21 protein-coding genes are annotated in these 24395 nt (G+C 71.8%); 4 read left to right on the top strand and 17 right to left on the bottom strand.

Annotation, left to right across the window (positions count from 1 at the left end; all coding sequences use genetic code 11):
• The first annotated feature begins 235 nt into the window (after window positions 1-235).
• A complete protein-coding gene (locus LZF96_RS18715; protein WP_233873833.1) occupies window positions 236-2068 on the top strand; it encodes an alpha/beta-hydrolase family protein in 1833 nt (610 codons plus the stop codon).
• A 130-nt stretch (window positions 2069-2198) separates the two neighbouring features.
• On the opposite strand, the gene LZF96_RS18710 is transcribed toward LZF96_RS18715, so the two are convergent.
• The 9 genes from LZF96_RS18710 to LZF96_RS18670 all read right to left on the bottom strand — a co-directional run bounded on the left by LZF96_RS18710 (window position 2199) and on the right by LZF96_RS18670 (window position 12776).
• Window positions 2199-3794, bottom strand: a complete 1596-nt coding sequence (locus LZF96_RS18710; protein WP_233873830.1) for an AI-2E family transporter — start codon at window positions 3792-3794, stop codon at window positions 2199-2201.
• A 266-nt stretch (window positions 3795-4060) separates the two neighbouring features.
• Window positions 4061-4807 (bottom strand): transglycosylase SLT domain-containing protein, encoded by a 747-nt coding sequence (locus tag LZF96_RS18705; protein ID WP_233873939.1) that lies wholly within the window; start codon window positions 4805-4807, stop codon window positions 4061-4063.
• Between the two features lie 824 nt (window positions 4808-5631).
• The gene (locus LZF96_RS18700) at window positions 5632-6966 is read right to left on the bottom strand and encodes a PhoH family protein (protein ID WP_233873827.1); all 1335 of its coding nucleotides are present in this window, start codon (window positions 6964-6966) and stop codon (window positions 5632-5634) included.
• A gap of 683 nt (window positions 6967-7649) precedes the next feature.
• Window positions 7650-8417 carry an isoprenyl transferase gene (locus LZF96_RS18695; protein WP_233873824.1) on the bottom strand — a complete coding sequence of 256 codons (768 nt, stop codon included), beginning with the start codon at window positions 8415-8417 and terminating at the stop codon, window positions 7650-7652.
• Window positions 8418-8837: 420 nt separating this feature from the next.
• Window positions 8838-9548: an A24 family peptidase gene (locus LZF96_RS18690; protein ID WP_233873821.1), complete on the bottom strand. Its 711-nt coding sequence runs from the start codon at window positions 9546-9548 to the stop codon at window positions 8838-8840.
• A 1014-nt stretch (window positions 9549-10562) separates the two neighbouring features.
• A complete protein-coding gene (locus LZF96_RS18685) occupies window positions 10563-11324 on the bottom strand; it encodes an OmpA family protein (protein WP_233873818.1) in 762 nt (253 codons plus the stop codon).
• A 19-nt stretch (window positions 11325-11343) separates the two neighbouring features.
• A complete protein-coding gene (locus LZF96_RS18680; RefSeq protein WP_233873815.1) occupies window positions 11344-11937 on the bottom strand; it encodes a hypothetical protein in 594 nt (197 codons plus the stop codon).
• A 33-nt stretch (window positions 11938-11970) separates the two neighbouring features.
• A complete protein-coding gene (locus LZF96_RS18675) occupies window positions 11971-12510 on the bottom strand; it encodes a hypothetical protein (RefSeq protein ID WP_233873812.1) in 540 nt (179 codons plus the stop codon).
• Between the two features lie 62 nt (window positions 12511-12572).
• Window positions 12573-12776, bottom strand: coding sequence for a hypothetical protein (locus LZF96_RS18670; RefSeq protein ID WP_233873809.1), 204 nt, complete (start codon window positions 12774-12776; stop codon window positions 12573-12575).
• Window positions 12777-13208: 432 nt separating this feature from the next.
• Between LZF96_RS18670 and LZF96_RS18665 the strand changes: the two genes are divergently transcribed.
• Window positions 13209-13862 (top strand): hypothetical protein, encoded by a 654-nt coding sequence (locus tag LZF96_RS18665; protein WP_233873806.1) that lies wholly within the window; start codon window positions 13209-13211, stop codon window positions 13860-13862.
• A 173-nt stretch (window positions 13863-14035) separates the two neighbouring features.
• Window positions 14036-14368 (top strand): hypothetical protein, encoded by a 333-nt coding sequence (locus tag LZF96_RS18660; protein WP_233873803.1) that lies wholly within the window; start codon window positions 14036-14038, stop codon window positions 14366-14368.
• A gap of 91 nt (window positions 14369-14459) precedes the next feature.
• Here LZF96_RS18660 and LZF96_RS18655 read toward each other — a convergent pair whose 3' ends face one another.
• The 8 genes from LZF96_RS18655 to LZF96_RS18620 form a co-directional block, all read right to left on the bottom strand.
• Complete coding sequence (locus LZF96_RS18655; protein WP_233873937.1) at window positions 14460-15353, bottom strand: DUF5936 domain-containing protein; 894 nt, start codon at window positions 15351-15353, stop codon at window positions 14460-14462.
• Between the two features lie 109 nt (window positions 15354-15462).
• Window positions 15463-16491 carry a type II secretion system F family protein gene (locus tag LZF96_RS18650; protein ID WP_233873800.1) on the bottom strand — a complete coding sequence of 343 codons (1029 nt, stop codon included), beginning with the start codon at window positions 16489-16491 and terminating at the stop codon, window positions 15463-15465.
• 1 nt (window position 16492) lies between these two features.
• The gene (locus LZF96_RS18645) at window positions 16493-17833 is read right to left on the bottom strand and encodes a CpaF family protein (protein ID WP_233873797.1); all 1341 of its coding nucleotides are present in this window, start codon (window positions 17831-17833) and stop codon (window positions 16493-16495) included.
• Window positions 17834-17899: 66 nt separating this feature from the next.
• Window positions 17900-18364 (bottom strand): TadE family protein, encoded by a 465-nt coding sequence (locus LZF96_RS18640; protein ID WP_233873794.1) that lies wholly within the window; start codon window positions 18362-18364, stop codon window positions 17900-17902.
• Between the two features lie 3 nt (window positions 18365-18367).
• Window positions 18368-18868, bottom strand: a complete 501-nt coding sequence (locus LZF96_RS27100) for a TadE/TadG family type IV pilus assembly protein (RefSeq protein WP_233873791.1) — start codon at window positions 18866-18868, stop codon at window positions 18368-18370.
• Window positions 18865-20115, bottom strand: coding sequence for a P-loop NTPase (locus LZF96_RS18630; RefSeq protein ID WP_233873788.1), 1251 nt, complete (start codon window positions 20113-20115; stop codon window positions 18865-18867). Before LZF96_RS18630 ends, LZF96_RS27100 begins: the two co-directional genes overlap by 4 nt.
• 11 nt (window positions 20116-20126) lie before the next feature.
• Entirely contained in the window at window positions 20127-20876 is a 750-nt protein-coding gene (gene cpaB, locus LZF96_RS18625) for a Flp pilus assembly protein CpaB (RefSeq protein WP_233873785.1), read from the bottom strand.
• 151 nt (window positions 20877-21027) lie between these two features.
• The gene (locus LZF96_RS18620; protein WP_233873782.1) at window positions 21028-21894 is read right to left on the bottom strand and encodes a hypothetical protein; all 867 of its coding nucleotides are present in this window, start codon (window positions 21892-21894) and stop codon (window positions 21028-21030) included.
• Window positions 21895-22516: 622 nt separating this feature from the next.
• On the opposite strand from LZF96_RS18620, the gene LZF96_RS18615 reads away from it, so the two are divergent.
• Entirely contained in the window at window positions 22517-24286 is a 1770-nt protein-coding gene (locus LZF96_RS18615; protein ID WP_233873779.1) for a chitinase, read from the top strand.
• Window positions 24287-24395 lie beyond the last annotated feature (109 nt).

Raw genomic sequence — 24395 nt, 5'->3', positions numbered from 1 at the left:
GTCGAGGTGGGTACCCCCGCGCCGATCCCGCCCCGCCCGCACGCCGTTCGCGCCTCCACCGCGCGCCGGCACGCGGGGCCGTCCGGTGGACGGCTGGTCACAATCCGGCCCCGGAGCAACGTCCGGCCCCCGGACGGCGTCCGATCCCCTAGCGTGAGTTGCCGCCGCCCCCGGGCCACCACCCGGGCACCACGAGGACACACCCGCCGGTGGCACGGGAACGGGGGAGGGAGCGATGCTGTACACCGCAGGCGGAGCGGGCCCGGGATCGGGTCCCGCACCGAGCCCGAACGTCCCCTTCGGCGACCGCGTCGGCCCCGACTCCCGATGGCCCTCCCGGGCCCGGCGCACCGCCCTGCGAGTCCTGCGTCGCCCGCTGGTCGACCGCGGTGACCCCCGATGGCTGGTCCGGCGCTGGCCCGACCTCTTCGCCTGCCTGGTCGCCCTCTCCTTCTTCTGGCTCTCGCTGACCCCCTCGCTGGTCCCGCGTCCGTGGTACCTGCAGGGCGTGATCGGTGGCATCACCGCCGCGATCGGGTACGGCCTCGGCGCCCTCCTCGCCACGCTGTACCGCAGGCTGGCCCCCTGGCGCCCCGACGAGACCGTCCGGGCCCGCTGCTGGCTCGGCTTCCACCTGCTGACCCCGCCGCTGGTGATCTTCCTGCTGTCGCGCAGCGCCGACATGCAGCGCGAACTGCGCCGGCTGCAGGCACTGCCCCCCGCCCTCACCTGGCACTCGCTGATGATCGCGCTGATCAGTCTGGCCGTGGCACTGGCCCTGCTGACGGTCGCGCGCGGCATCCGCCTGGGCACCCGGCTGCTGATCGAGGTCCTGCACCGTTTCGTGCCCGGCCCCGTGGCGGTGGCGCTGGCCGTGCTCCTCAGCAGCCTGCTGGTCGTCTTCACCGGCCGGGACCTGGTCTTCGAACGCGGCGTACTGACCGTCGCCGAGCGAATCGCCGCGACCAAGGACGCGAGTACCGACCCCGGCGTGCTGCGCCCGTACTCGCCTCTGGTCTCCGGCAGCCCCGACTCACTCGTCTCCTGGGAGCGGCTGGGCAACAAGGGCCGCACCTTCACCGGAACCGTCCTCTCGGCCCGGGAGATCTCCGCCCTCACCGGCGCCCCGGCCCTTCAGCCGGTGCGCGTCTACGTCGGGCGCGCCGCCCACGAGACCCACCGGGAGGGCGCGGAACTGGCGGTGCGGGAACTGGAGCGCACCGGGGCCTTCGACCGCTCGGTGCTGCTGATCGCCGGCACCACGGGCACCGGCTGGATCAACCCCACCACCGTGGAGGCACTGGAGTACATGACCGGCGGTGACAGCGCGGTGGTGGCCGTGCAGTACTCCCACCTGCCGAGCTGGATGTCGTTCGTGGTGGATCAACAGGAGGCCGGGGACTCCACCCGGGCGCTGGTGGACGCGGTGCACGAGCGCTGGTCCCGCCAACCGGAGGACACCCGACCGCTGCTCCTGGTGAGCGGCGAGAGCATGGGGGTGCAGGCGATCGAGGCTGCCTTCACCGACATCGACGACCTGGTGGACCGGATGGACGGCGGGCTGCTGGTCGGCCCGCCCGACGCCTCCCCCATCCACGGCGGACTCACCGACGACCGGGACCCCGACAGCCCCGTGTGGCGGCCCGTCTGGAGGGGGGGCGAGCACGTGCGGTTCGCCCAGTTCCCGGAGACCGACCTGGCCCGCGGCGGCGCCGACTGGGCCCACCCCCGGGTGATCTACCTGCAGAACGCCTCGGACCCGGTCGTGTGGTGGTCCCCCGACCTGCTGTTCCGCCGCCCGGAATGGATGAACGAACCACTGGGACCCGATGTCACCGGGGCCATCGACTGGTTCCCCTTCGTCACCTTCTGGCAGACCACCGTGGACATGGCCGTCTCCTACGGGGCCCCCGCCCCGCACGGCCACCGGTACGGCGCCAACCCCGTGGACGCCTGGGCGGCGATCGTCGAGCCCGAGGGGTGGACCGCGTCCGACACCCGACGGCTGCGGACCCTGCTGGAGGAGCGCCACCCGCCGCGCGCGGGATGGGCCGGGACGCCGGACTGAGCCGACGCGGTCGGCGCCGGAGAGGTGCCGGCCGGGACCCGTACGGCGAACGGCCCGCTCCGACCGGCGCCGGAGGGGCGTCGGCCGGGGCGGGCCGCCGGCTCGTCGGGGAGGTTCCCGGGACCGCGGGTCAGGAACCGCGGCCGTCCCCCCGGGTGTCGTCGTCGGAGCCGGGGCGCGCACCGGGGTCGGAGGCCGGAGCGTCGGACCCCCCCGACTCCGACCCGGGGGCCAGGGCCGCGATGGTGGCGCCACTGCGCCGGGGATCGGAGCGGACCACCACCTGATCGTGGTAGGCGCTCAGATAGGTCACCACCGTGTTGAGCACCGCCACCAGCGGGACCGCCACCACGGCGCCGGGGATGCCCGCGAGCAGCGTGCCCGCCGTCACCGTCAGCACCACCGCCAGCGGGTGCACCCGGACCAGGCGGCCCAGGATGAAGGGTTGCAGGATCTGGCTCTCGATCTGCTGGACCAGCAGCACCACTCCGAGCACCAGCACGGCGGTGATGAAGCCCTCGGTCACCAGCGCCACCAGTACGGCCAGCGCGCCGGAGAGGATGGCGCCCAGAATCGGCACGAAGGCCGTCAGGAAGACGATCACCGCCAGCGGCACCGCCATCGGCACCTGCAGGATGTACAGACCCAGGCCGATACCGATGGCGTCGATGAGCGCCACCAGCAGCGTGCCCCGGACGTAACCGGTGAGGGTGATCCAGGCGCGCGGCCCGGCGCCGGCGACGGCCGGACGGGCGGAGGCCGGGATGAACTTCAGGAACCAGTACCAGATGTTGCGCCCGTCGTAGAGCAGGAAGAGCACCACGAAGAGGGTCACACCGGCACCGGTGAAGAAGCGCACCGCGTAGTTGGCACCCTCGAGGCCGGCGGTGGTCAGTTCGGCGCTGTGCTCGCCGATCCACTGGTTGACGTTGTCGACCACCTGGGTCATGTCCTCGTCGGAGACCCCGAAAGGACTGTCCAGTACCCAGTCGCGCAGCTCGTTGATGCCCTCGGTGACGCTCTCGACCAGGTCCTCGACGTTCTCCATCACCTGCCAGACCACGAACCAGCCGCCCAGGCCGATCACGCCGAACCCGGTGAAGGAGGTCACCGCCGTGGCCGCGCCGCGCCCCAGGCCCATCCGCTTGAGCCGCCCGGTGAAGGGTTGCAGCAGGGCGGTGATCAACAGACCGGCCGCGAAGGAGATCACCAGGAGACTGATCGCGCCGATCACCTGGACGAGGATCCACACCGTCGCCGCGATGACCAGCAACCGCCAGCCGAGTTCGGAGGCCACCCGAAGACCCCAGGGCAGCGCCTCGGCCGGGGTCGGCCGGTTCGGCACGCCGCCGGCGGCCGGACTCGCGCCGGGGTGGTACCCGGTGGGCGGGACGTGCCCGGCCTCCACGTCGGCGCGGGCGTCCTTGTGCGCGGCGGCGATACTGGCGGCGGAGGTGCGGGCCCGGGTCGGTCGGGTGTCCTCGTCGCCCTCCACCATCGGGCGTTCGGCGGCCACCGCCGCGTCGTGGCCCCCGCCGGCCGTCGGATCGGCTGCCTCCGCGCCCGCGCCCGCCGTGGTGCGCTCGGGTGACCGCGGGTCCTCCTCCACCCGACGGGCCGCCTCCTGCTCACGTCGCTCGCGCTCGCGCTCGGCCGCGTCACGGTAAGTGAAGAAACGGTCGGCCACCCGCGACAGACCTGACCTCAGCCGCTCGAATGCGGACATCGCTCGCTCACCTCTTCCCCCCGGAGGCCGCGGGCCGCTCCGGGACTCCCCCTGATCCGTCTCCTCCGCGCCCGCACGGCGGTCGACCGTCGGGAACCGGGGGTCCGACGTTACCCTGTCGATCCCCCGAACGGGGGTGGGCACGGCCGGAACTCCCGAGGGCCCCCGCGTCGTGGGACGACGCGGGGGCCCTCGGGGTTGATCACGAAGCGGTGACGGTCCGGGCAGCCGGTGTGCCCGCCGCCCGGTACCGACTCGTCATCGGCTCAGTACCAGTGGTTGGCCTGCCAGAAATCCCAGGCACCACAGGGGCTGCCGTAGCGCTCGTTCATGTAGTTCAGACCCCATTTGATCTGGGTGGCGGGGTTGGTGCGCCAGTCGGCGCCGGCCGAGGCCAGCTTGCTCGCCGGCAACGCCTGCACCAGGCCGTAGGCACCCGAACTGGGGTTGGTCGCGGTGTGGTTCCACCCCGACTCGCGTTCGATGATGTTGGAGAAGCACTGGTACTGACCGGCGCCGACGATCTCCATGGCCATCGCCTGGATCTCGGCCTTGGTGTACGAGGCCTGCACGGGCGCGGCGGCCGCGGCCTGCGGGGCACTCGCGGCGGCCACCTCCGCGGCTTCGGCGGCCTCCCTCGCCTCGCGCTCCGCCTTCTCCTTCGCCTCGCGCTCGGCCTTCTCGCGGGCCTCCCGCTCGGCGGCCTCGCGCTTCGCGGCGGCGTCCTCCGCCGCCTTCAGCCGAGCCGCCTCCTCGGCGGCCTGCTTGGTCGCGGACCGGGCGACCTCACCCTGGAACTCCGCCTGGCGGGTCAGGGAGGCGACCTGCGCATGGGGCGGCGCGGCGGGAATGTCGACCAGCAGCGACGCGTCGGCCGTCAGGGCCGAGGAGTCGGCCGCGATGACCTCCAGGGTGTCCACGCCACCGAGCTCGTCCCCGGAGGCGACACCGACGGCAGCGCCGACGGTGGTCACCGCGGTGGCCGACGCGACTGCGAAGCCCCGGACAGACATCCGGTTCACACGGTTTCCTTCCACCAGCGCCCACGCGGGTGACCTCGCGGGCGCAATCGTGCCCCTGACGCGGGCCTCCTCCGGGTGTCCGGTGACGGAGGCACGGGCCCGGTGCGGTTCCGGCGCCCGAGGGCGATCGGAACCCGCGTGGTACTCGGGCGGCATACGGCTGACGCCTGTTCAGTTGTGAGGTGTGCGCCGCGAGCCGGGGCCGATCCACCTGCCGGCGGATCGGTTCGGCGCCGCGGTGGTGCCGTATGCGGGGCCTGACAGAGGCACACCCTGCCGGAGACGCCATACCGAAAGCAATCCGTGACCATGTGGGAAAGCTCACACGCGGTTTGTGAACATGAACTTGCGGAAACCGAGCGATAATTCCTCGATTGAGCGCTACTCTTCCGCCCACTCGAGAAATCGAACGAATGCAGACCCTCCTTTTCCATCTGCTTTTCACCCTTTCCCCTCCTCCGCGCCCATCGGGTCGCGGATCCGATGAAAGCGCCCGAAAAGGGTGATTGACGGGAAATCGGATGGCGACTCGTCGGAGCCCACCGGGACTCCCTCGTCACGACTCCGGAGGTTCCGGCACCCGGCGGGCCGGGGTCGTCGCTCGATGTCCGCCGCAGCCCCTCCACCGCGCCGTGTTGTTCGTCGGGGTTGGGTGACCCCTCCCGCCCCGCGCCTCCCCCACCCTCCCCTCCCCCGTCGCCCCGTCACTCTTTCGCCCCTCCCCGGCGGCACCCGAACCGCCGCCGGGCACGGGAGACGGCCCGGGGCCGGCCACCGCGGGCGGCGACCGGCCCCGGGAGGGGTTCGGGGACGGGTCAGATGGGCCCCTCCTCCAGCATCTCCGTGACCAGTGCCGCGATCGGCGAGCGCTCCGAACGGTTCAGCGTGATGTGCGCGAAGAGCGGATGCCCCTTCAGCCGCTCGACCACCGCCGCCACCCCGTCGTACCGCCCCACCCGTAGGTTGTCGCGCTGCGCCACGTCGTGGGTGAGCACCACCCGGGAGCCCTGACCGATCCGGGACAACACGGTCAGCAGCACATTCCGCTCCAATGACTGCGCCTCGTCCACGATCACGAAGGCGTCGTGCAGCGAACGCCCCCGGATGTGGGTCAGCGGCAGCACCTCGAGCATCCCCCGGGCTGTGATCTCCTCGATCACCTCGCGCGAGGTCACCGCCGAGAGGGTGTCGAAGACCGCCTGCGCCCAAGGGCTCATCTTCTCGGCCTCGGAGCCCGGCAGGTAACCCAGGTCCTGCCCCCCCACCGCGTACAACGGTCGGAAGACCATCACCTTGGAGTGCGCCCGGCGCTCCATGACCGCCTCCAGGCCGGCGCACAACGCCAGCGCGGACTTGCCGGTTCCCGCGCGCCCGCCCAACGAGACGATGCCCACCTCGGGGTCGGAGAGCAGGTCGAGCGCCACCCGCTGCTCCGCGCTGCGGCCGTGGATACCGAACGCCTCCCGGTCCCCGCGCACCAGCCGGATGCCCCCGTCGGCGGTCACGCGCCCCAGCGCGCGCCCCCGCTCGGAGGTGATCATCAGCCCGGTGTGCACGGGCAGTTCCTCCACCGAGGGATCGCGGGCGTACTCGGCCGCGAAGAGCTCGTCCACCGCGTCGCCGGGCAGGGTGACCTCCGTCATCCCGGTCCACCCGGACTCGGTGATCGCCAATTCGGCCCGGTACTCCTCCGCCCGCAGACCCACCGACGACGCCTTGATGCGCAGCGGCAGGTCCTTGGAGACGACCGTGACGTCGTGCCCCTCGGCCTGGAGGTTGCGGGCCACCGCCAGGATCCGGGAGTCGTTGTCGGCCAGCCGACCCCGGTCGTTGAGCATGGTGGGGGGGAGGATGGTGGGATCCGAGTGGTTCAACTCGACCCGCAGGGTTCCACCCAGTTCACCGATGGGCAACGGCTCGTCCAGCCGGCCGTGCCGTACGCGGTGGTCGTCGAGCCGCCGCAGCACCTGGCGGGCGAAGTAGCCCAGTTCCGGGTGATGTCGCTTGGCCTCCAGCTCCGAGATCACCACGACGGGGAGCACCACCTCGTGCTCGTCGAAGCGGGTCAGGGCCGACGGGTCGGCGAGCAGAACACTGGTGTCGAGGACGTACATGCGCCGGTCGGAGGGGCGCTTCTTGCTGGTCACCACGTGTGGACGAACCCCCTCGAATGAGGTCGGTGAAGCTCGGCGACGAGGCACGGACGTCCCGATCGGTGAGTCCCGCGCACAAGGGTCCCGTCCGCACCACCACTGCTCGCGCCCGGGGCACACGCCGGCTTCGGGGAGCCGGCGGCCCCCCGAAACCGAACGTGTCCGCGCGGACGCGGGCGGGGGTGTGCGGAGGGAGCCGGGGCGGGGGAGGCCGGCGGGAGCGGCCGGGCACGCCCGGCACCGAGGGATCGGCCGGTCGGGACCCGCTGTGCGCGGGCCGCGGACCGGCCCTTCGCGTGTTCGGCGGTGCGCAAACGGACCTCCCGGCGGACCGAGGGCAGTGCATCGGTCCGCCCACAACATGCCCCCCGGATCCGACGGTCATGCGCGGGCAGCGCTCCCGGCCTCGAACGGGTGCGGGAATTCGGAGCGGCAGGGAGTCGACGGGAAGGGGGCCGGGGAGCGACACCGGCCGGCCCGGACGATCGGTGGACCGGTGCCGGCGGGCCCGTCACCGGGCGGACCGGAGCGGGTCCCGGTCGGGGGCGCGGGCCCCGGGAGCGCGGGCTCCGGTCAGGCGCGGGCTCCGGTGCGGGAACGGGGCACGGAAGGCGCGGGACGAGGCCCGGGAGCGCCCCGCGGAGTGGAAGGCGCCGCGGGGTCACACCGCGCGCCCCGTCTCACTGCCCGTAGCGTCGGTGGCGGGCGGAGTAGTCCCGCAGCGCCCGCAGGAAGTCCACCTTCCGGAAGGCCGGCCAGTGGACCTCGCAGAAGTAGTACTCGGAGTGGGCGCTCTGCCAGAGCATGAAGCCCGAGAGCCGCTGCTCACCGCTGGTGCGGATCACCAGGTCGGGGTCGGGCTGGCCACGGGTGTAGAGGTGCTCGGAGATGTCCTCGACACCGAGCGTCTCGGCGACCCGCTCCAGGCTCTCCCCCTCGGCCGCCCGCTTGGCGAGCAGCGATCGCACGGCGTCGGTGATCTCCTGCCGACCACCGTAGCCGACGGCTACGTTGACCACTATGCCGGAGCGACCGGCGGTGGCCTCCTGGGCCTCCCGCAGAACCTTCCGGGTGCGCTCGGGAAGCACCTCCGTGGCCCCGACGTGGTGCACCCGCCAGCGTCCGTCCTCGGCGAGGTCGCGCACCGCGCCCTCGACGATGGTCAGCAGGGGGACGAGCTCCTCCTTGGGACGACTGAGGTTGTCCGTGGAGAGCAGCCAGAGGGTGACGACCTCGACCTCGGTCTCGGCGCACCAGCCGAGCAATTCGCGGATCTTCGCCGCCCCCGCCCGGTGGCCCTGGCTCGCGGTACCCCCGGACTCGCGGGCCCAGCGGCGGTTGCCGTCCAGGATGACCCCGATGTGCTTGGGCACCCGATCGGTGTCCAACCGCCCGCCGACTCGCCGGGCATACAACCTGACCGCCCAGCGGCGCAGCGTGCTCTTCATCGCGTCCGTCCAGCCCCTCCGTGCCGTGCCAGGCGCCAGAGTACACCCGGCGGAGGGAGCCGAACCCGCCCCGGAGACCGCCGGCCGGGCCCCTCGCCGACGGACCACCGGGAGGAGGGCACAAGAAAACGGGCCGGTCCGTGGGGGGGATACGGACCGGCCCGAGGGGGGGAGTTCCACGGTAACCCATCCCCGGCGGGCGACCGTGGAAGCGACACGGACCCTTCGCCACGTGTTCCCGGTCGCTTCGCGCGTTCTTCGCTTGCCGGCCCCGCCCGCCCGGGAAGCCCTGATCCATGGAGATGAAGGGGACCGGTGCGGTGGACGTTCCGAATGCTCCGGACGCCCCCGGGCGGGAAGGGCGGGAGACGGACGGGACGGACGGGCTCACAGATACTGGTGGGTCCGCCGGGACACCGCTCAGACCGCGAGCCCTCCGATCACCACCCCGACCAACGCACCCAGCGCCAGGAACGGCCCCATGCAGAACTCCGTGCGCCGACCCGCTCCCTTCGCCGCCACCAGGAAGAGGGCGTAGCAGGCCGCGAGCAGGAAGCCGGCGAACACACCGGTCAGCAGGACGTCCCAGCCGTACCATCCCAACGCCGCGCCGAGCGCGGGAGCCAACTTCACGTCTCCCAGCCCCATACCGGCGGGACTGATCAGCGCCATGACGAAGAACACGGCGGCCAGCACCGCCGCCGCCACCACCGCCCGGAGCCAGGATCCCTGCGCGCCCGGCAGCAGCGCCGCGATCCCGGTACCGACCACGGCGAGCGCCGCTAGGGGCAGGGTGAGGACGTCCGGAAGGCGGAGCACCGCGATGTCCACCGCCGCCAGGACCATCGCGCCGGGCAGCAGGAGCAACCAGACCACCGTCTCGGGTACCGGACCGCAGGCCGCGGCCAACAGAGCCGCGCACACCGCACCCACCAGAGCGGGACGCGCCGGGCCGGCCCCGGGGCGGGTCCCGATCCATCCGCGCGGGCCGGCGGGAAGCGGCTCGCCATCGGGAGCCGTGGACCGCCACGACTCCCCCGGGGGCACCGAGAGTCGGTGGACCGCGCGCGGTGTCAGGGCACCGGTCACGGCCCCGAACAGGGCGGCGGTCACGAACAGCACGGGATGCACGGCCCGAGCGTAACGGCGCCGGTGCCGGCCGGGCCGGGACGGGCGCCGATCACGGGGCGGGCGGGGCCGTTCCACCGGGTCCGCGAGGTACGGGGTCGGGAAAGGACGCACGGACGACACCACCGGAGGCCATCACCAAATGGTGACTTTCCGTGATGTCACGGAGCGGGGAAAGGATGGCGGGCCGGCCTGCCCGAGTGGGGGGAGAGGGCAGACCGGCCCGACGGATGGGGCGGGGTCGGAGCCGGGGGGGTTGGCTCACGAGGCCGCCCCGCCGGCGTTCGTCGGGGTGGGAGTGACGACGCCGGCCGTGCGTGGTACCTGCACGATACCGCACCGACGGCGCCGCGGGGAGGGCCGCGACACACCCCGCCAACGTCCGTTCCGCCACGAATGTCCCCACTCTCGCAGACAGTTGTCGTGCGACATCAATTGAGCGTGACGTGCTGGTCATGTGGGGTGACGACCCGGTGTGACCGACCGCACGTCCCTCCGGTGCCGTTCGGCGATCGGCACGCCCCGAGACCACTTCCGGACATCCCGCCCCCTCCCGGGTGACCCGTCGCACGGGCCATCCCCCACCCTCCATCGATGGACCGCTCCGGGGACCGCGTCGGAGCGGTCCATCGACGAAGTCGATACCGATATCGCACCGACCCCGTCGACGCGGCGGTCCCGTGCGACGATCCGGGTATCCGGGCGACGAACGGAGATCGTCACGGTGAGCCACAACGCTCGTCCCCACCCGGGTTCGGCACGTCCCGGGGCCGGGTCACGAGCCATCGGGGCGCCGGGCGTCGTCGGAATGGCCCCGGCTGCCGGAGAGGGCCCGGCGGGGCTCGACCGGGCCCCGGCCGGTACGCGCGGTTCCCGCCCACGGTCGGGTCGCGCTTCTCCCGGGCCGGCCCGCCACGACGAAACGCCGGAAACGCTCCGGCGACCGGGCCGGCCGAGGGGCCCGGCGATAACCGGGATGTCGGGAGCGAGGAGAGGACTTCGGCCGAATCGGTCGGTTCAGGAACTGGGCCAGGAGATTTCCACCCGCCGATTCTTCTGCCGTCCCTCATCGGTACTGTTGTCGTAAAGCGGGTAATCCTCGCTGTAACCGCGGACGTTGAAGTTGATCCCGGACGGGTCGTCCAGCAGTTCCACCAGAACCTGTTGGGTGTTGCGAGCACGGTTGTTGGAGAGCGTCACGCCGTGATCGTAGGAGCCCAGGTTGTCGGTGAAACCGAAAACGTTCACCTCGCGGGGCGAATGCTCGGCGATCGCCTCTGCGACCACCTCGAGAGCCGCTCTCGCGTCGTCGCTGACAACGTCGCTGTTCTTGTCGAAGATCACGTCGGTCTGAAGAGTGAACTTGCGTTGGTTGCCCGTGCGTTCCTCCCGGGTCTCACCCACGCTGTCGACCTCCGTCCCCTCATCCGTTTCCGGGGTTTCCTCCCGTGCGGGTGGCTCTTCCTCCTCGGCCCCGCCCTCTTCCTCGTCATCGGCGGGAGGAGCCGGGCTCTCCGGTTCGGGAGTGGGGGCGGGCGGCGTACCCGTGTCCTCGATCACGAACTTGATGTCCAACACCCTGGGGTCCGCGAGGGTCGCCCCGTCCCCCAACATCAAGCCGGGGGCATTGGCGTCGATCTGCGGCGGCGCGGGGGCTTCGTAACCGGGAGGCTGCTCGTACTCCCCGTTCTCGTCCGCGAAGGCGGGCGCCCCGATCCCCAGGGCGACCACCGTGACCGCGACCACGGCGACCACCCGCCCCGGAGTTTTTGCACGCATGTCTCGCATGGTGTCACTCCTAGCGAATCTCGATGGTAACGGTCGGCATGCGACCGATCTGGAAGTCGACCTCATTCGTTGCGGCATCGGGGGCAGGGAACTGAGCGAACCACTCCACCGTTTCGCCCGGACTCACTCCATTGCCGAAACCAGTACACAGGCAGCGCCCCGTGGTGTCCCGAAGAATCAGATAACGCTTGCCCTCCGACTTGGCCGTGAGGGTGGCGCCGGCCATGGAGAAGCCATTCGCCGAAAGCTCTCGCTCCGCCCCGCGCCAGGCAAGGTCAACCCACGTATCGGAAGTTGAATTCTGGATCGTTCCCTCCACGGTCAGGAATCCACCCTCCTCTCGCTCGGCGCGCGTGAAGTTGAGCGTGATACCGCCCTCTCCGGTGACGCTGGCGATGAAAGATGAACCCTCCGGAGCCCCTCCCTCTCCTTCTGAATCACCGCCGGACTCACCAGGAGAGCTGGAATCATCCGACTGCCCCGCTCCCGCATCGGAATTGGAGTCGCCGTTATCTCCCCCACAACTGACCATGATGACGATCAAGGCCAATCCCAAAAGCACCGCAGCCAGAATGAGGCGCGTTTTACCCTCACGGAGATTCATCGTCCCGGTCCCTTTGCAAACAGGTGCGCATGACTAGTCTTCCAAGCGAATCCCGAAGAGATCCCGGGGTTCAATCCCCGTGACTTCCTCATCGGGGTCGAGCCACCAGGATTCACCATCACAGGAGAGCTCGGGAAAATCATCATCGGCTTCCCCCTCCCGGATATCGCAAAGTGACTCCATAACCGCCGTGGCTTCGGCACGAGCCCTCTGTCCACCCACGCCAGGAATAACCGTTTGATTCACTTCGCTGCCGGTTTCAACGAACACCGTATAGCCAAGACGACCGGAAAGGGGGGAGCATTCGGCCAAGGTGGCACCGTTCCGGGCCGCCAGTCTTTGCGCCTCCCCGCAGGCCGAACCCACGGCAAAGGAATCTCCGGCGATGATCTCTGCCAGGTCGACCCCATCCTCACCCGCTGCGGCCAGGAATTCCTCGTAGAGGTTATCCCGTGCCTCGCGTACGGCCGCCAGAGCGGCGGCGTCCGCAGCCGACTGACCCGAGCCACGCAAAGCCGCCGCCTGGGCGAAAACGAAGAAAGCCAACATGGCGAAGAGCCCGGTACTGATCAACCAGATGTACAGCGGAAAAGCCGCACCACGGTCGAAGACCGAATATCGCCCGGGCTTTCCTGTCAGAGGTTGAGGACGGAGTTGACCGCTCGCTGCACCGCATTGGCGATTTGGGTATCCAAGCCCAAGCCGAACACCGTCACCACAACCGCGGCTATGAGGAGGAGTAGGCCGGCGTACTCGACGAAGCCGGCGCCGCGGTCCGGGGAGGCGGACCCCAGCCGACCGGCGACGCGGTGTCTCCACTCCAACAGCACTCTGGTCATGGTGAACCTCTCTTCCAGCCGCCCCCTGCGCGGCTGTCGATTCCCTACCCCGTGCCGACGGGTTTCTCCCGGGCGCGGGAGAGCCGTCGGTCGGTGGCGCCATCCGGGGTGCGGTGCCCCGGTCGTGGCGGCCGAGGTGGCCGCGGTCCTCGTTCACGGTGTTCCCGGGTGCGGGGGACGAGTCGTGTTCCATGCCGTCCCTCCCCCCGAACCACCCAGTGAACTCATCGCAACTGACTGTGCCACACCTTGCCCCACTTGGGCAGTGGATGGCCGAAGGTCGGTACCGGAACGGGACCGGGCGTTGGCCTGTTGGTCACCCCCGGGTACGGTGACGGAGTGGAAACGGGGCGCGTACAACCGTTCCGGCGGTGACGCCGTCGGAGCCCCGTGGAGGGTTCGGTGCGGGGGACGCCCGCGGGGAGGGAAGTCATGGTCGGCGACTCGGGCGGCAAGTGGGTGGACACCGTCGCGGTGGAGCGGGAGGGCTTCCACATCAAGGTGCCGGACACCTGGTGGGAGTTCGACATCCGGCCGGAGACCCGGGAGGAGGGGATCCGGCGTCTGGTGCGGGAGCGGGTGCGGGCCAACCCTCGGCTGGCCGAGCATGCCGAGACCATCGCCTCGTTCCTGCGTCGGCAGGCGAAGGAGGCCAGGGACTCGGGGGCGGCCTGGATCGGTTGCATGGCGGACACCTTCGGCGGCGAGGTGCCGGTGACGGCTTCGATGACGGTTTCCCTGCTCGACGCGCGCACCTCCACCGGGGCCGCGTTGTCCACGGATCCGCGCGCGATCGCGGGGCAGTTGAAGGAGGTCACCGCCCGTCGGGAGGGCGACCCGTGGCGCCGGGTGTCCACGGTGGAGATCCCGGAGGTGGGAATCGTGGCGCGCACCGAGGGCGTGGAGGACATCAGGTTCCGTCAGGATCCTCGTCCGATGCGGGTGGTGTTGTCGCAGACCTTCATCCCCGTGCCGGGCAGCGCGAACCGGGTGGCCCTGGTGGCGGGGAGCAGCCATACCCTGGAGTTGGCCGATTCCTTCCTCGACGTGTTCGACGCGGTGGCCTCGACCTTCCGGTTCGTCTGAGTGGCCGGTTCCCCGGCGCCGCCGGTGTCGTCCTCCGGCGGCGCACCCCGCCGGAGGTCACGCGTTCCCCTTTCCTCTGCCCTCCCTCTCCACCCGTCCGATTCGATCTTTCGTCCGTTGGTCCTTTCCGTTCGACGAGCGCGGCCCCGCGGGGCCGAGGGGGTGTTTTCGAGGTGAGCGACAACGACCTGAAGGTTCCCTACGAGATGCTGGAGGAGTTCGGCGGGGAGTTGGAGTCCGTGCGCACCCGCATGAACGCCACCGGCCGAACCATGGAGAACTACGAGGACGACATCGGTGACTCCTCGGTGCGCAAGGCGCTGGAGGATTTCGTCTCGAACTGGCGGGACGGTCGGCAGCGGATCGACGACCAGTTGTCGGGACTCAAGGAGATCGCCGACATGGTGATCGAGGAGTTCTCCGCGCTGGACCGTGAGTACGAGGCGTCGTTGGAGGGGGACGCACAGGGGCCGCCCGCCCCGGGTGGGGAGCAGACGCCGATGTGATGCCACCCGGGGGTCGCCCGACCCGGTGGGGCGACCCGCACGTCTCCCGGAGAACCCCGTTTCCGCGAACACCGCCCCGACCGGGGTCGGCTCAGTCCTCGCCGAGGATGGCGAAGAAGTCGGTCCCTGAGCCGAGGATCATCCCGGCGATGATGATGATCATGGTCGCCGGGACCATGAAGACCAGGGTGGCCATGGTCGCCTTGGGAATGGCCCGGGCGGCGCGGCGGCGGGCGTTCTGGGCGTCGGTGCGCCGCATGTCGGCGGCGATCTGGACCAGGGTGTCGGCGATCGGCGAGCCGAGTTCCTCTCCCTGCTGGAGCGCGGAGACGAACTGGTTGACGGGTTCGGAGTCGTTGCGCCGCCGCAGTTCGTCGAAGGCCTGGCGGCGGGAGACCCCCATGTCCATCTGGCGCAGGGTGATGCGGATCTCGTCGGCCCACGGGCCGGTGTAACGGGAGGAGACGCGTTCGAGGGCCTGTCGGAAGCCGAGGCCGGCGGAGACGACCACCGCGAGGACGTCCAGGAAGTCGGGGAGGGTTCGTTCGATCGCCTCCTTGCGGGCCCGGGCGCCCTGCCAGATCAGGGCGTCGGCGGCGAGGAGACCGAAGGCCAGGCCGAGGACGGCGAACAAGGGCTGTCCGGCGGCGAGGAAGATCGGCGCCAGGAGCAGACCGAAGAGGCCGTACACGGCACGACGGGCGGCGTAGCGATCGAGGGTCAACCCGCCGGGGTTGCCGGCCTGGTCGATGCGGCGTCGCTTGCGTTCGACGGCGGCGGGGCCCATCAGGCGCAACAGCAGGGGGGACATCCGCATACCGAGGCGGTCGACGGCGGAGCCGCCGGCGGACACCCGGCTCGAGCCGATCTCCAGTGCGAGGACGAGGTCGGGGGGCAGTGGGGTGCCGGCGCGCAGGGCACGGATGCCGGCGACGAGGCCGAGTACGGCGGCGGCCGCGACCAGGCCGAGCAGGAGTGGCAGCAGCGGGGCGAGGTCGGTCACGGCGGGCTCCGGCGTTCGGTCGGGGGCGATGGTCGGGGCGGGTCGATCGGTGGGCGGGTCGATCGGGTCGGGGGAGGAACGAGCCCGGGGCTCAGATGTCGATGCGCCCCAGCCGGCGGATCACGACGAAGCCGAGCAGGTAGAGCCCCAGCGCGATGAGCAGGACGATTCGGCCGACACCGCTCTCGGTGATGCGGTCCATGGCGCCATCGGCCATCGTGTTGATCAGCAGCAGCGCGCCCAGCCCGATGGTGGGCACGGTGACGGCGGTGGCGTTGACCTCCGCCAGCATGGTGCGGACCTCGCGTCGGGTCTCCTTGCGCTCCTCCAGGGTTTGGGTGAGGTTGCGCAGGGAGTCGACGATGGCGCCGCCGGCCCGGTTGGCGAGGGTCAGAGTGGTGAGCAGGACGTTCAGTTCGCGGGAGGGCAGCCGCTCACCGAGTTCACCCAGGGCCTCCTCCAGGGGGCGACCCATGGCGAGTTGGTTGGCGACGACGGCGAGTTCGGCACCGGCCGGGTCCTCCATCTCCTCGGCGGCCATGGACAGGGCGGTGCGCAGTGCCAGTCCGGCGGCGGTGCCGTTGGCGATGAGGCGGGAGAGTTCCGGGAGTTGGGCGATGAAGCGCTCGTTGCGGCGGGTGCGCTGCCACTCCAGGAAGGAGTTGACGGCCCAGAGGCCGATCAGGGCGAAGATCGGGCCGAAGAACGGTGACAGGAGCGCGCCGCCGATCAGCCACAGGGCGACCACGGCTGCGAGCGCGTACACCAGGTACTCGGCGGGGCCGATGTCCAGGCCGCCGGCGGCCAGTCGCAGGCGGAGGGTGCGGCCGAGGCGGGTGTCGTGCAGCCGACGCTCCAGCGTGGGGAAGCGGCGCCGGCGGCCGTGCGGGGTCCGCCCGACGAGGGCGGACAGCGGGACCGCGTCACCGGGCTCCGGGGAGGGGCCGGCGAGGCGGCGCACCAGGGCTTTGCGGCGGGCCCGCCCGGCGGCCCACATCTGGACGCCCGCGACGGCGACGACGAGGGCCAGCAGGGTGAGGCCGAGGGCGAGCTGCGGCAGCCGGTCCGGGAGCGCGACCGCCAGGTGCGGGAGGGGTGCCGCCGGTGGGATGTGGGCCATGTCAGCGGGCTTCCCTGGTGGTGAGGTGGTCGTCGTCGAGGTGGACCCCGAAGACGGGCGGGATGCGCTCCCCGGCCCGGTGCAGGCGGTCGGCGAGGCCGCGGGGGACCGGGTGGTGCCGGAAGGCTCCGTGGACGCGGCTGTCGGCGGTCATCGGCTCGGTGTCGAAGCGGGCCAGGTCCGCGACGCGGAACGGTTGGCGTCCCCGGCTGGTGAGGGCGACGACCTCGGCGACGCGGCGGGTGCCGTCGGGGTTGCGGACGAGTTGGACGATGACGTCCACGGCGCTGTTGATCTGGTCGCGCAGGGCCTCGAAGGGCACCTGCAGCTCCGACATGGAGGCGAGTGTCTGCAGGCGCATGAGGGCGTCGTCGGCGCTGTTGGCGTGGACGGTGGCGAGTGAACCGTCGTGGCCGGTGGACATGGCCTGGAGCATGTCGAGGGTTTCCCCACCGCGGACCTCGCCGACGATGATGCGGTCGGGGCGCATCCGCAGCGAGTTGCGCACCAGGTCGCGGATGGTGATCTCGCCGCGTCCCTCGACGTTGGGGGGCCGGGACTCCAGGCGGATGACGTGGCTCTGCTGGAGTTGGAGTTCGGCCGCGTCCTCGACGGTGACGATGCGTTCGCCCTCGGGGATGAGGCCGGAGAGGGCGTTGAGCAGGGTGGTCTTCCCGGAACCGGTACCGCCGGAGACGATGACGTTGAGTTTGGCGCGGACCAGGGCGGCGAGCAGCAGCAGGATCGGCTCGTCCAGGGTGCCGAAGTCGACGAGTTCGCGCAGGGTGTAGGCGCGGGGAAAGCGGCGGATGGTGAGGGTGGCGCCGGTCAGGGAGAGCGGCGGAATGATGACGTTGACGCGTTCGCCGGTGGGCAGGCGGGCGTCGACCATGGGGTTGGCCTCGTCCACGCGTCGGTTGACGGTGGAGACGATGCGCTCGATGGTCTGCATGAGCTGTTCGTCGGAGGCGAAGCGCAGCGGCAGGCGTTCCACGCGGCCGGCGCGTTCGACGAAGATCTGGTCGGGGCCGTTGACCATGATCTCGGTGACGGAGGCGTCCTCCAGGAGGGGTTCGAGGATGCCCAGGCCCAGGGCCTCGTCCACCACCCGTCGGATGAGCAGACCGCGCTGCTGCGGGGAGAGAACGGGGCCCTCCCGGCTGAGGATGTGGCCGAGGACGCGCTCGAGGCGATCCCGGCGTTCGACGGTGCCCAGGGAGGACATCTCGGCGAGGTCGATCTCCCGGAGGAGTTTGGCGCGGTAGTCGGCGACCAGCCGACCGTCCCCGTGACCGTCGGTGGTGGTCTCCTCCCGGCCGGCGAGGCGGGACCTGAGGCCCATGGTGTGTCTCCCGGTGGTTCCTGGTGCCGGCGAGGGGCTTTCCCCTCGCCGATGGGGCGGGCGGGGCTAGTCGCAGGGCATGGTGACGGTCCGTCGGGCGGTACCCGGGCTCGGCAGGAACGGCATCACGGAGGGCACCTCGACGCTCGCGGTCACCGTGGCCACGTCCCCGCACGCCTCTCCCATGCTCAGGGAGACCGACAGCCAGTCGCTGGTGGCGGCCCGGCCGGCCTCGGCCCAGCGGTGGCCGACCTCCTCCTGGGAGGCGACCCGGGCGGCGGCGCGGGCGGCGGACCCCGCCTGTTGCACGGCGAAGCCGGCGACGCCGAGCTGGATGCCGGCGAACGCGACGATCAGCAGGATCGGCAGCCAGCCGGCGAACTCCACGGCGGTGACGCCGCGCTGACGGTCGCGCCGGGCGTGTGGGCCGCCGGGTGGGCCGGCGCATCGGGGTCGGTTCCCGGGGGCGGTCGGCCCGGGGGGCTCGGCCGGCCCGGGGGTGCCCGGGCGCTGGGCGGGCGCGGGGGTCACGGCTCAGCCCTCCTCGGCGGCACCGGCCCGGCCGGTGACCTCGATCGGCAGGTTGATCGCACCGGGGAACATCATCGGCACCCGGAGCCGGACCTCGGCGGTGCGCACCAGACCCGAGGAGGGACAGGAGATGGTGGCCTGCCAGGAGCCGGGCAGGTTGGCCCGGGCCGCCTCGTTGCACGCCGTCTCGGCCCCGGAGCGGGCGGCGGCGCCGGCCCGGGCGCCCTCATCGGCGGCGTTGCCGGCGAGGGAGAAGGCGTGGCCGATGAGTACGGCCTGCCAGATGACGGCGATCATCAGGAGCACGAGGGGGAAGAGGCCGGCGAACTCGACCATGACCGCTCCCCGGTCCCGGGACGTGGCGCCCCGCTCCCCGCCCTCCCCGGCGCCCTCCCCCACGTCGGCGGCGGACACGGCGGACCCGACCGCGGGGACGTGTCCGGGCGAGGGGGACGGCGGGTGGTCCGGGAGCGTGCCGCGCCCCGGCGCGATGGGGGTCCTCACAGGCGTTTCCCCTTCCTGCGTCCGGCGGGCGCCACCGCGTCGGCGTCGGCCAGGCCGATCTCCGCCGCGAGGGCCCACATGGCGCGGCGCACGCCCCCGCGCGGGTCGAGGTCCTGGATGCGGCCGGAATCCTGGGCGTCCTGCAACTCCCGGAAGCCGGCCGGGATGACGGAGTTCGCCACCGGGGTGCCGGTGATGCGGGAGATCAGCTGCGGCTGCACGGGCCCGGTGCGGCCGTGGCGGTTGACCACGGTGAGCAGCTCGCGCGGCTTGCGGATGTGCAGTCGGTCCCACATCCGCACGGTGCGGTTGACCGCCCGCACCGCGATCACGTCGGGGGTGGTCACCAGCAGGGCGGTCTCGGCGACCTCGACGGCGGTGGCGCCGGCGGGGCTGGTGTGGGACCCGCAGTCCACGATCACGGTGTCGTAGCGGGCGCGGACGGCGTTGAGCAGACGGCGGGTGGAGTCCTCGCTGACCTCCTCGCCGCGCTCGCCCTCGGCGGGGGCGATCAGCAGCGACAGACCGGTCTCGTGCGGGAAGACCGCCTCGGCCAGGACCTGGGCGGAGATGTCCGGGAGTCCGGCGAGGTCGGCGACCGAGCGGCGGAACTGGACGTCGAAGTAGGAACCGATGTCGCCGCCGAGCAGGTCGAGATCGACCAGGGCGACGCCGCGTCCGCCGCCTCCCGTGGTGGAGTCGGTGGTGGGGCCGTGTTGGTGTGCGGCGAGGGCGAGTTGGCAGGCGAGGAGGGTGGCGCCCACCCCGCCCTTGGCGCCGGAGACGGTGATCAGCCGGCCGGCGGGGCCGGTCTCGACCGGCACGGTGCCCAGGCCGAGGTGGCCGCGCACGCCCGAGGCCCACTGCGCGGCGGCGGCGAGTCGGGCGCCGAGTTCCTCGCGCTCGAGCGGCACGGCGATCAGGCCGCGGGCGCCGGCGTCCATGGCGGCGGAGTACAGGCCGGCGGTGGGGTCGGCGGTGGCGAGGACGACGCCGACGGCCGGGAACCGCATCGCGACCTCGCGGACCAGTTCCAGGGCCGGCATCGGGCCGATGGACTCGTGGACCAGGACGACCTCGGGCAGGTCCACGGGGTTGCCGGCCGCCAGGGCGCCGAGGGTGTCGAGCAGGGCGACGGAGTCGGGGACGGCCCGGGTGGGCTCCAGCCCGGGCAGTTGGCCGACCAGGGTGATCATGGCCCGGGCGAGGTCGGGGTCACCGGAGGCGGGGAGAACGCGCGTGGTCATCGGGGGCCTGCTCAATCCTGGAAGAACTGGAGGGGATCAATGTGCGGGTTTTCCAGCAGGTCGCCGATGATCGTGTAGGTGCGCTCCTCCTCGGGGATCTCGCGCTCGTCGCCGGGGGCGACCAGGGCGAGGCGGATCTGTTCGGCGAAGGCCTCGGCGAAGGTGACGCGCTGGGCGTCGAGGTGGTCGAGGGCGAAGGTGATGGGCACGGCCTGCGTGCGGACTCGGTCCTGCTCCACGTCGGTGAGGTCGCCGACCTCGATCACCCGCGCGTTGTCGACCATCAGGCGGACCATCTCGTACCGGCGGTCGGAGTCCCCCTCGGTGTCCTCGACGGTGTAGGCGGCGTAGAGGTTGATGGTGGAGCCGGGCCGGATCTTGCCGCCCACGCCGGTGGAGGCGTCGATCAGGACGGCGATCTCCTGCTCGCCCTCGGCGAGTTCCGGCACGGGGGCGATCATGTCGCGCTGCAGGAGGGAGCCGGGGGACAGCGGACCGACGGCGACCATGTCCCCGATGTCGGACAGGTCGGTGACGGCGGAGTCGGGTATGTACCGCTCGGGGAGGCTGACCTCGGTGAACCAGGCGGGATCCAGCGGTTGGTGGGGCTCGATCTCCTCGGCGACCTCGTAGGCGGTGGCCTCGGGGCCGACCTTGGACTGGGCGTCGCGGACCACGGCGAGGACCGCGAGGAAGGCGGCGAGGGCGAGCAGTGCCGAGAAGGTCAGCAGGACGACACCGCGTCGCCGGCGAGCGTTCATGGGGTCGGTTCTCCATCGGGACGGGGCGCGGGGATCCCGGCCTCCGGGCGGTCGGAGGAAGCGGCGGGGGATCCGGACGTCGCGGGTCGGGGCCGGCAGGGCTCGGGGGCGGACGGTCGGGGTCGAAACGGCTCGGGATCGGACGGTCGGGTCAGGTCAGGGCGCGGCGGGTCGGGCCGGTCAGGGCCCGGGGGTGACGATCGGCGGCGGGGGCGGGGACCGGTGCCCGACAGAAGGCACACAGGTCACCGATGATGGTCAACCCGCACCAGTGGCAGTGCTCCCGGCGGACGGAGCCGACCATCTGGTACAGCGGGGCGATGTCGGGGATGGCGGCGGCGAACTCGACCATCCGGGGGGTGCCCCACCAGGAGGGCGAGTCGGCCGGTAGGGCGACGGCGTGCAGGGAACCGACCCGCCAGGTGGGGGCGAGTTCACCGATCACGCGGTCACTGGCGAGGCTGCCGGTGGCGTAGGTGAGGGAGGTGGCGAACTGTGGCCCCTCCGGGAACTCCCCATCGGGGGCCACCACGGGGCGCGGGGCGGCCAGTACCGCGCAGGTGCCGCCGCGGGGACGGGGCCGGTCGGCGGGGAGTTCGACGGGCAGCCGGGAGAGACTCCTGGTGGTGCCCAGGAGCGCACCGGTCCAGATGTAGTGGGCGAGGAGGCGACCGGCGGAGGCCAGGATGCCGGGGCCGAAGTCGCAGACGGAGAGCTGGCGCAGCTGACGGGCCAACACCGCCATTCCCAGCGGCGGCAGGTCGCAGGACAGCAGGGCGATCCGGTCGGACTCCAGCATCGCGCGGACCGCGTGCAGGCGGTGCAGGTGGGCACGGGGCAGGGTGCGGGAGTGGACGATCAGGTAGTGGCCGTGACGGTCCACCAGGTCGGCGGCCTCGGCCAGCGCGGTCTCGAAGTCCTGCTCACCGGGAGGGGTGAGGACATGGGCCCCCGGTGTTCGTTGGTCGGTGGCCGGGAGCACCAGATCGGCACCGGTCACCGCGATCGCCATCGGCATGTGCCGCTCCCCCCGGGCCGGGCCGGCCGTCGCTTGCGGTTGGGTCTGCCAGATGGGCAGCTTAACGACTTCCCGGGGTGGTGAACCAGCGTCGGACGGTTACCGGTTGATGCCGTTCGGTGGGTCGGCGGCGCATGCCGGGGAGTGGCGCGGCCGGGTGACCGGTGACGGTGTGTGCGTGTGTTCTCCGACGTTCCCGGGTTCTCCGTGGTACGGCCGGGAGGGATCCGGGTGAGGGATGCCGCCCGAAGGTGGGTTCAAGCGTGACTCAAGTCCGCCTTATGGGGGGATCGTTCCCGCCCGAAACGTCCTCCTACCACCCCATCCGCGATCCGTTCCGACGGAACGGGGTCGTGCGCACGCCCTTGACAGGGTGATTGGTCTGGACCATTGTGCCGGTGAGCGGTGGCCACGGTGCGTCACACGTGGGCACCGGCACGCCCTCCGTCGGAGACCCCCGCGGCCCCACCCGGCCCCCTGACGCCCCACCCCGCGCCCCGAGTCCTTCTCCCCCGGGCCGCAGCACGCCCCGGGTCGGTCGTCCGCACACCCCACCACCCTCACCGCACCGCATCGCACCGTTTCCCCGCCCCCCACACGAGAGTTCAGGGAGACCCACGACGTGACACCACACCAGTCCGACCGAACCGCCCACCGACGACGCCCCCGTCGCGGACGGCTGCTCGCCGCCCTCGCGACCGGCGGCGCGGCCGGCGCCCTGATCCTCACCGGCCTGCCCGGCATCGCGACGGCCGGCGAGACGGCCGCCGGGACGAGCGGGTCCGACAACCTGCTCGTCAACCCCGGCTTCGAGTCCGGCCTCACCGGGTGGAGTTGCAGCGCCGGCTCCGGTGCCGTGGTGTCGAATCCGGTGCGCAGCGGAAGCGGCGCCCTGGCCGCCACCCCGGCCGGTTCGGACAACGCCCGGTGCGAACAGACCGTGAGCGTGCGGCCCGGTTCCGAGTACCGGCTCAGCGGTTGGGTGCGGGGCGGCTACGCCTTCCTCGGCGCGGTGGGCCCGGGCACCGAGCAGGTCTCCACCTGGACGCCCGGCTCGGGCGCCTGGCAGGAACTGAACCTGACGGTGACCACCGGCCCCGGCACCGAGGAGCTGACCGTCTTCACCCACGGCTGGTACGGCACCGACGCCTACGGGGTGGACGATCTGGTGCTGACCGGCGACCCGGGCGAGGGCGGGCCGGTGGATCCGCCCGTGGACCCGCCGACCGAGCCACCCGCCGCACCCGGCGGGGTGAGCGTCACCGCCACCACGTCCACCTCCGTCACCCTGGAGTGGCAGGCGGTCGAGGGAACGGAGCGCTACCACGTGGCGGTGGAGGGCGAGCGCCGGCAGAGCGTGACCGGCACCTCCGCCACCGTCGGCGGGCTCTCCCCCGACACCACCTACCGGATGCGGGTGACGGCGGAGAACGCGAGCGGGGAGTCCGAGCCGTCCGTCGAGGTCTCGGCGACCACCCGACCGGCGCCCGGCGGTGGGAACGGCCCCGGTGTGCCGCGCCACGCGGTGACCGGTTACTGGCACAACTTCGACAACAACTCGGTGATCCAGAAGCTGCGGGACGTGCCCCGGGACTTCGACATCATCGCGGTCTCCTTCGCCGACGCCACCCCCAACACCGGTGAGATCGAGTTCAACCTCGATCCCTCGCTGGGCTACTCCTCCGAGCAGGAGTTCAAGGACGACATCGCCGCCAAGCGGGCGGAGGGCGTCTCGGTGATCATCTCGGTCGGCGGCGAGGTGGGCAACGTCATCGTCAACGACGCCGCCTCGGCCCGCCGCTTCGCCGACAGCACCCTCGCCCTGATGGCCGAGTACGGGTTCGACGGGGTGGACATCGACCTCGAACACGGCATCAACGCCACGTACCTGACACAGGCGATGCGGGACATCCACGCCTCGGTCGGCGACGACCTCGTCTACACGATGGCTCCGCAGACCATCGACATGCAGCACACCGGTACCGAGTACTTCAAGCTGGCCCTGAACACCCGGGACTTCCTGACCGTGGTCAACATGCAGTACTACAACAGCGGCGGCATGATGGGCTGCGACAACCGGGTGTACTCGGTCGGGAGCGTCGACTTCCTCACCGCCCTGGCCTGCATCCAGTTGGAGAGCGGGCTGGACGCCTCCCAGGTGGGCCTCGGGGTCCCGGCCTCGCCGCGCGCCGCCGGCAACGGCTACGTCTCCCCCGAGACGGTCAACCGGGCACTGGACTGCCTGACCCGGGGCACCAACTGCGGCTCCTTCACCCCGCCCCGGCTCTACCCCGAACTGCGTGGGGCGATGACCTGGTCCACCAACTGGGACGCCCACTCCGGGTACGCCTGGTCCTCGGTGGTCGGCCCGCACGTGCGCGGCCTGTCCTGAGCACCGGTGCGGGGGCGTCGCACGCGATGCCCCCCCACCGGCCCGGCCGTCGGTCCGAGCCGGATCGGACCGACGGCCGGCCCGGCGGACGCCCGGCGGGGGCGGACAC

It is taken from the genome of Streptomyces sp. ST2-7A, from assembly GCF_021390475.1.
GTDB lineage: Bacteria > Actinomycetota > Actinomycetes > Streptomycetales > Streptomycetaceae > Streptomyces.
Note: the sequence above shows the minus strand (reverse complement) of the source record. Positions and strands in the feature narration are given on the sequence as shown.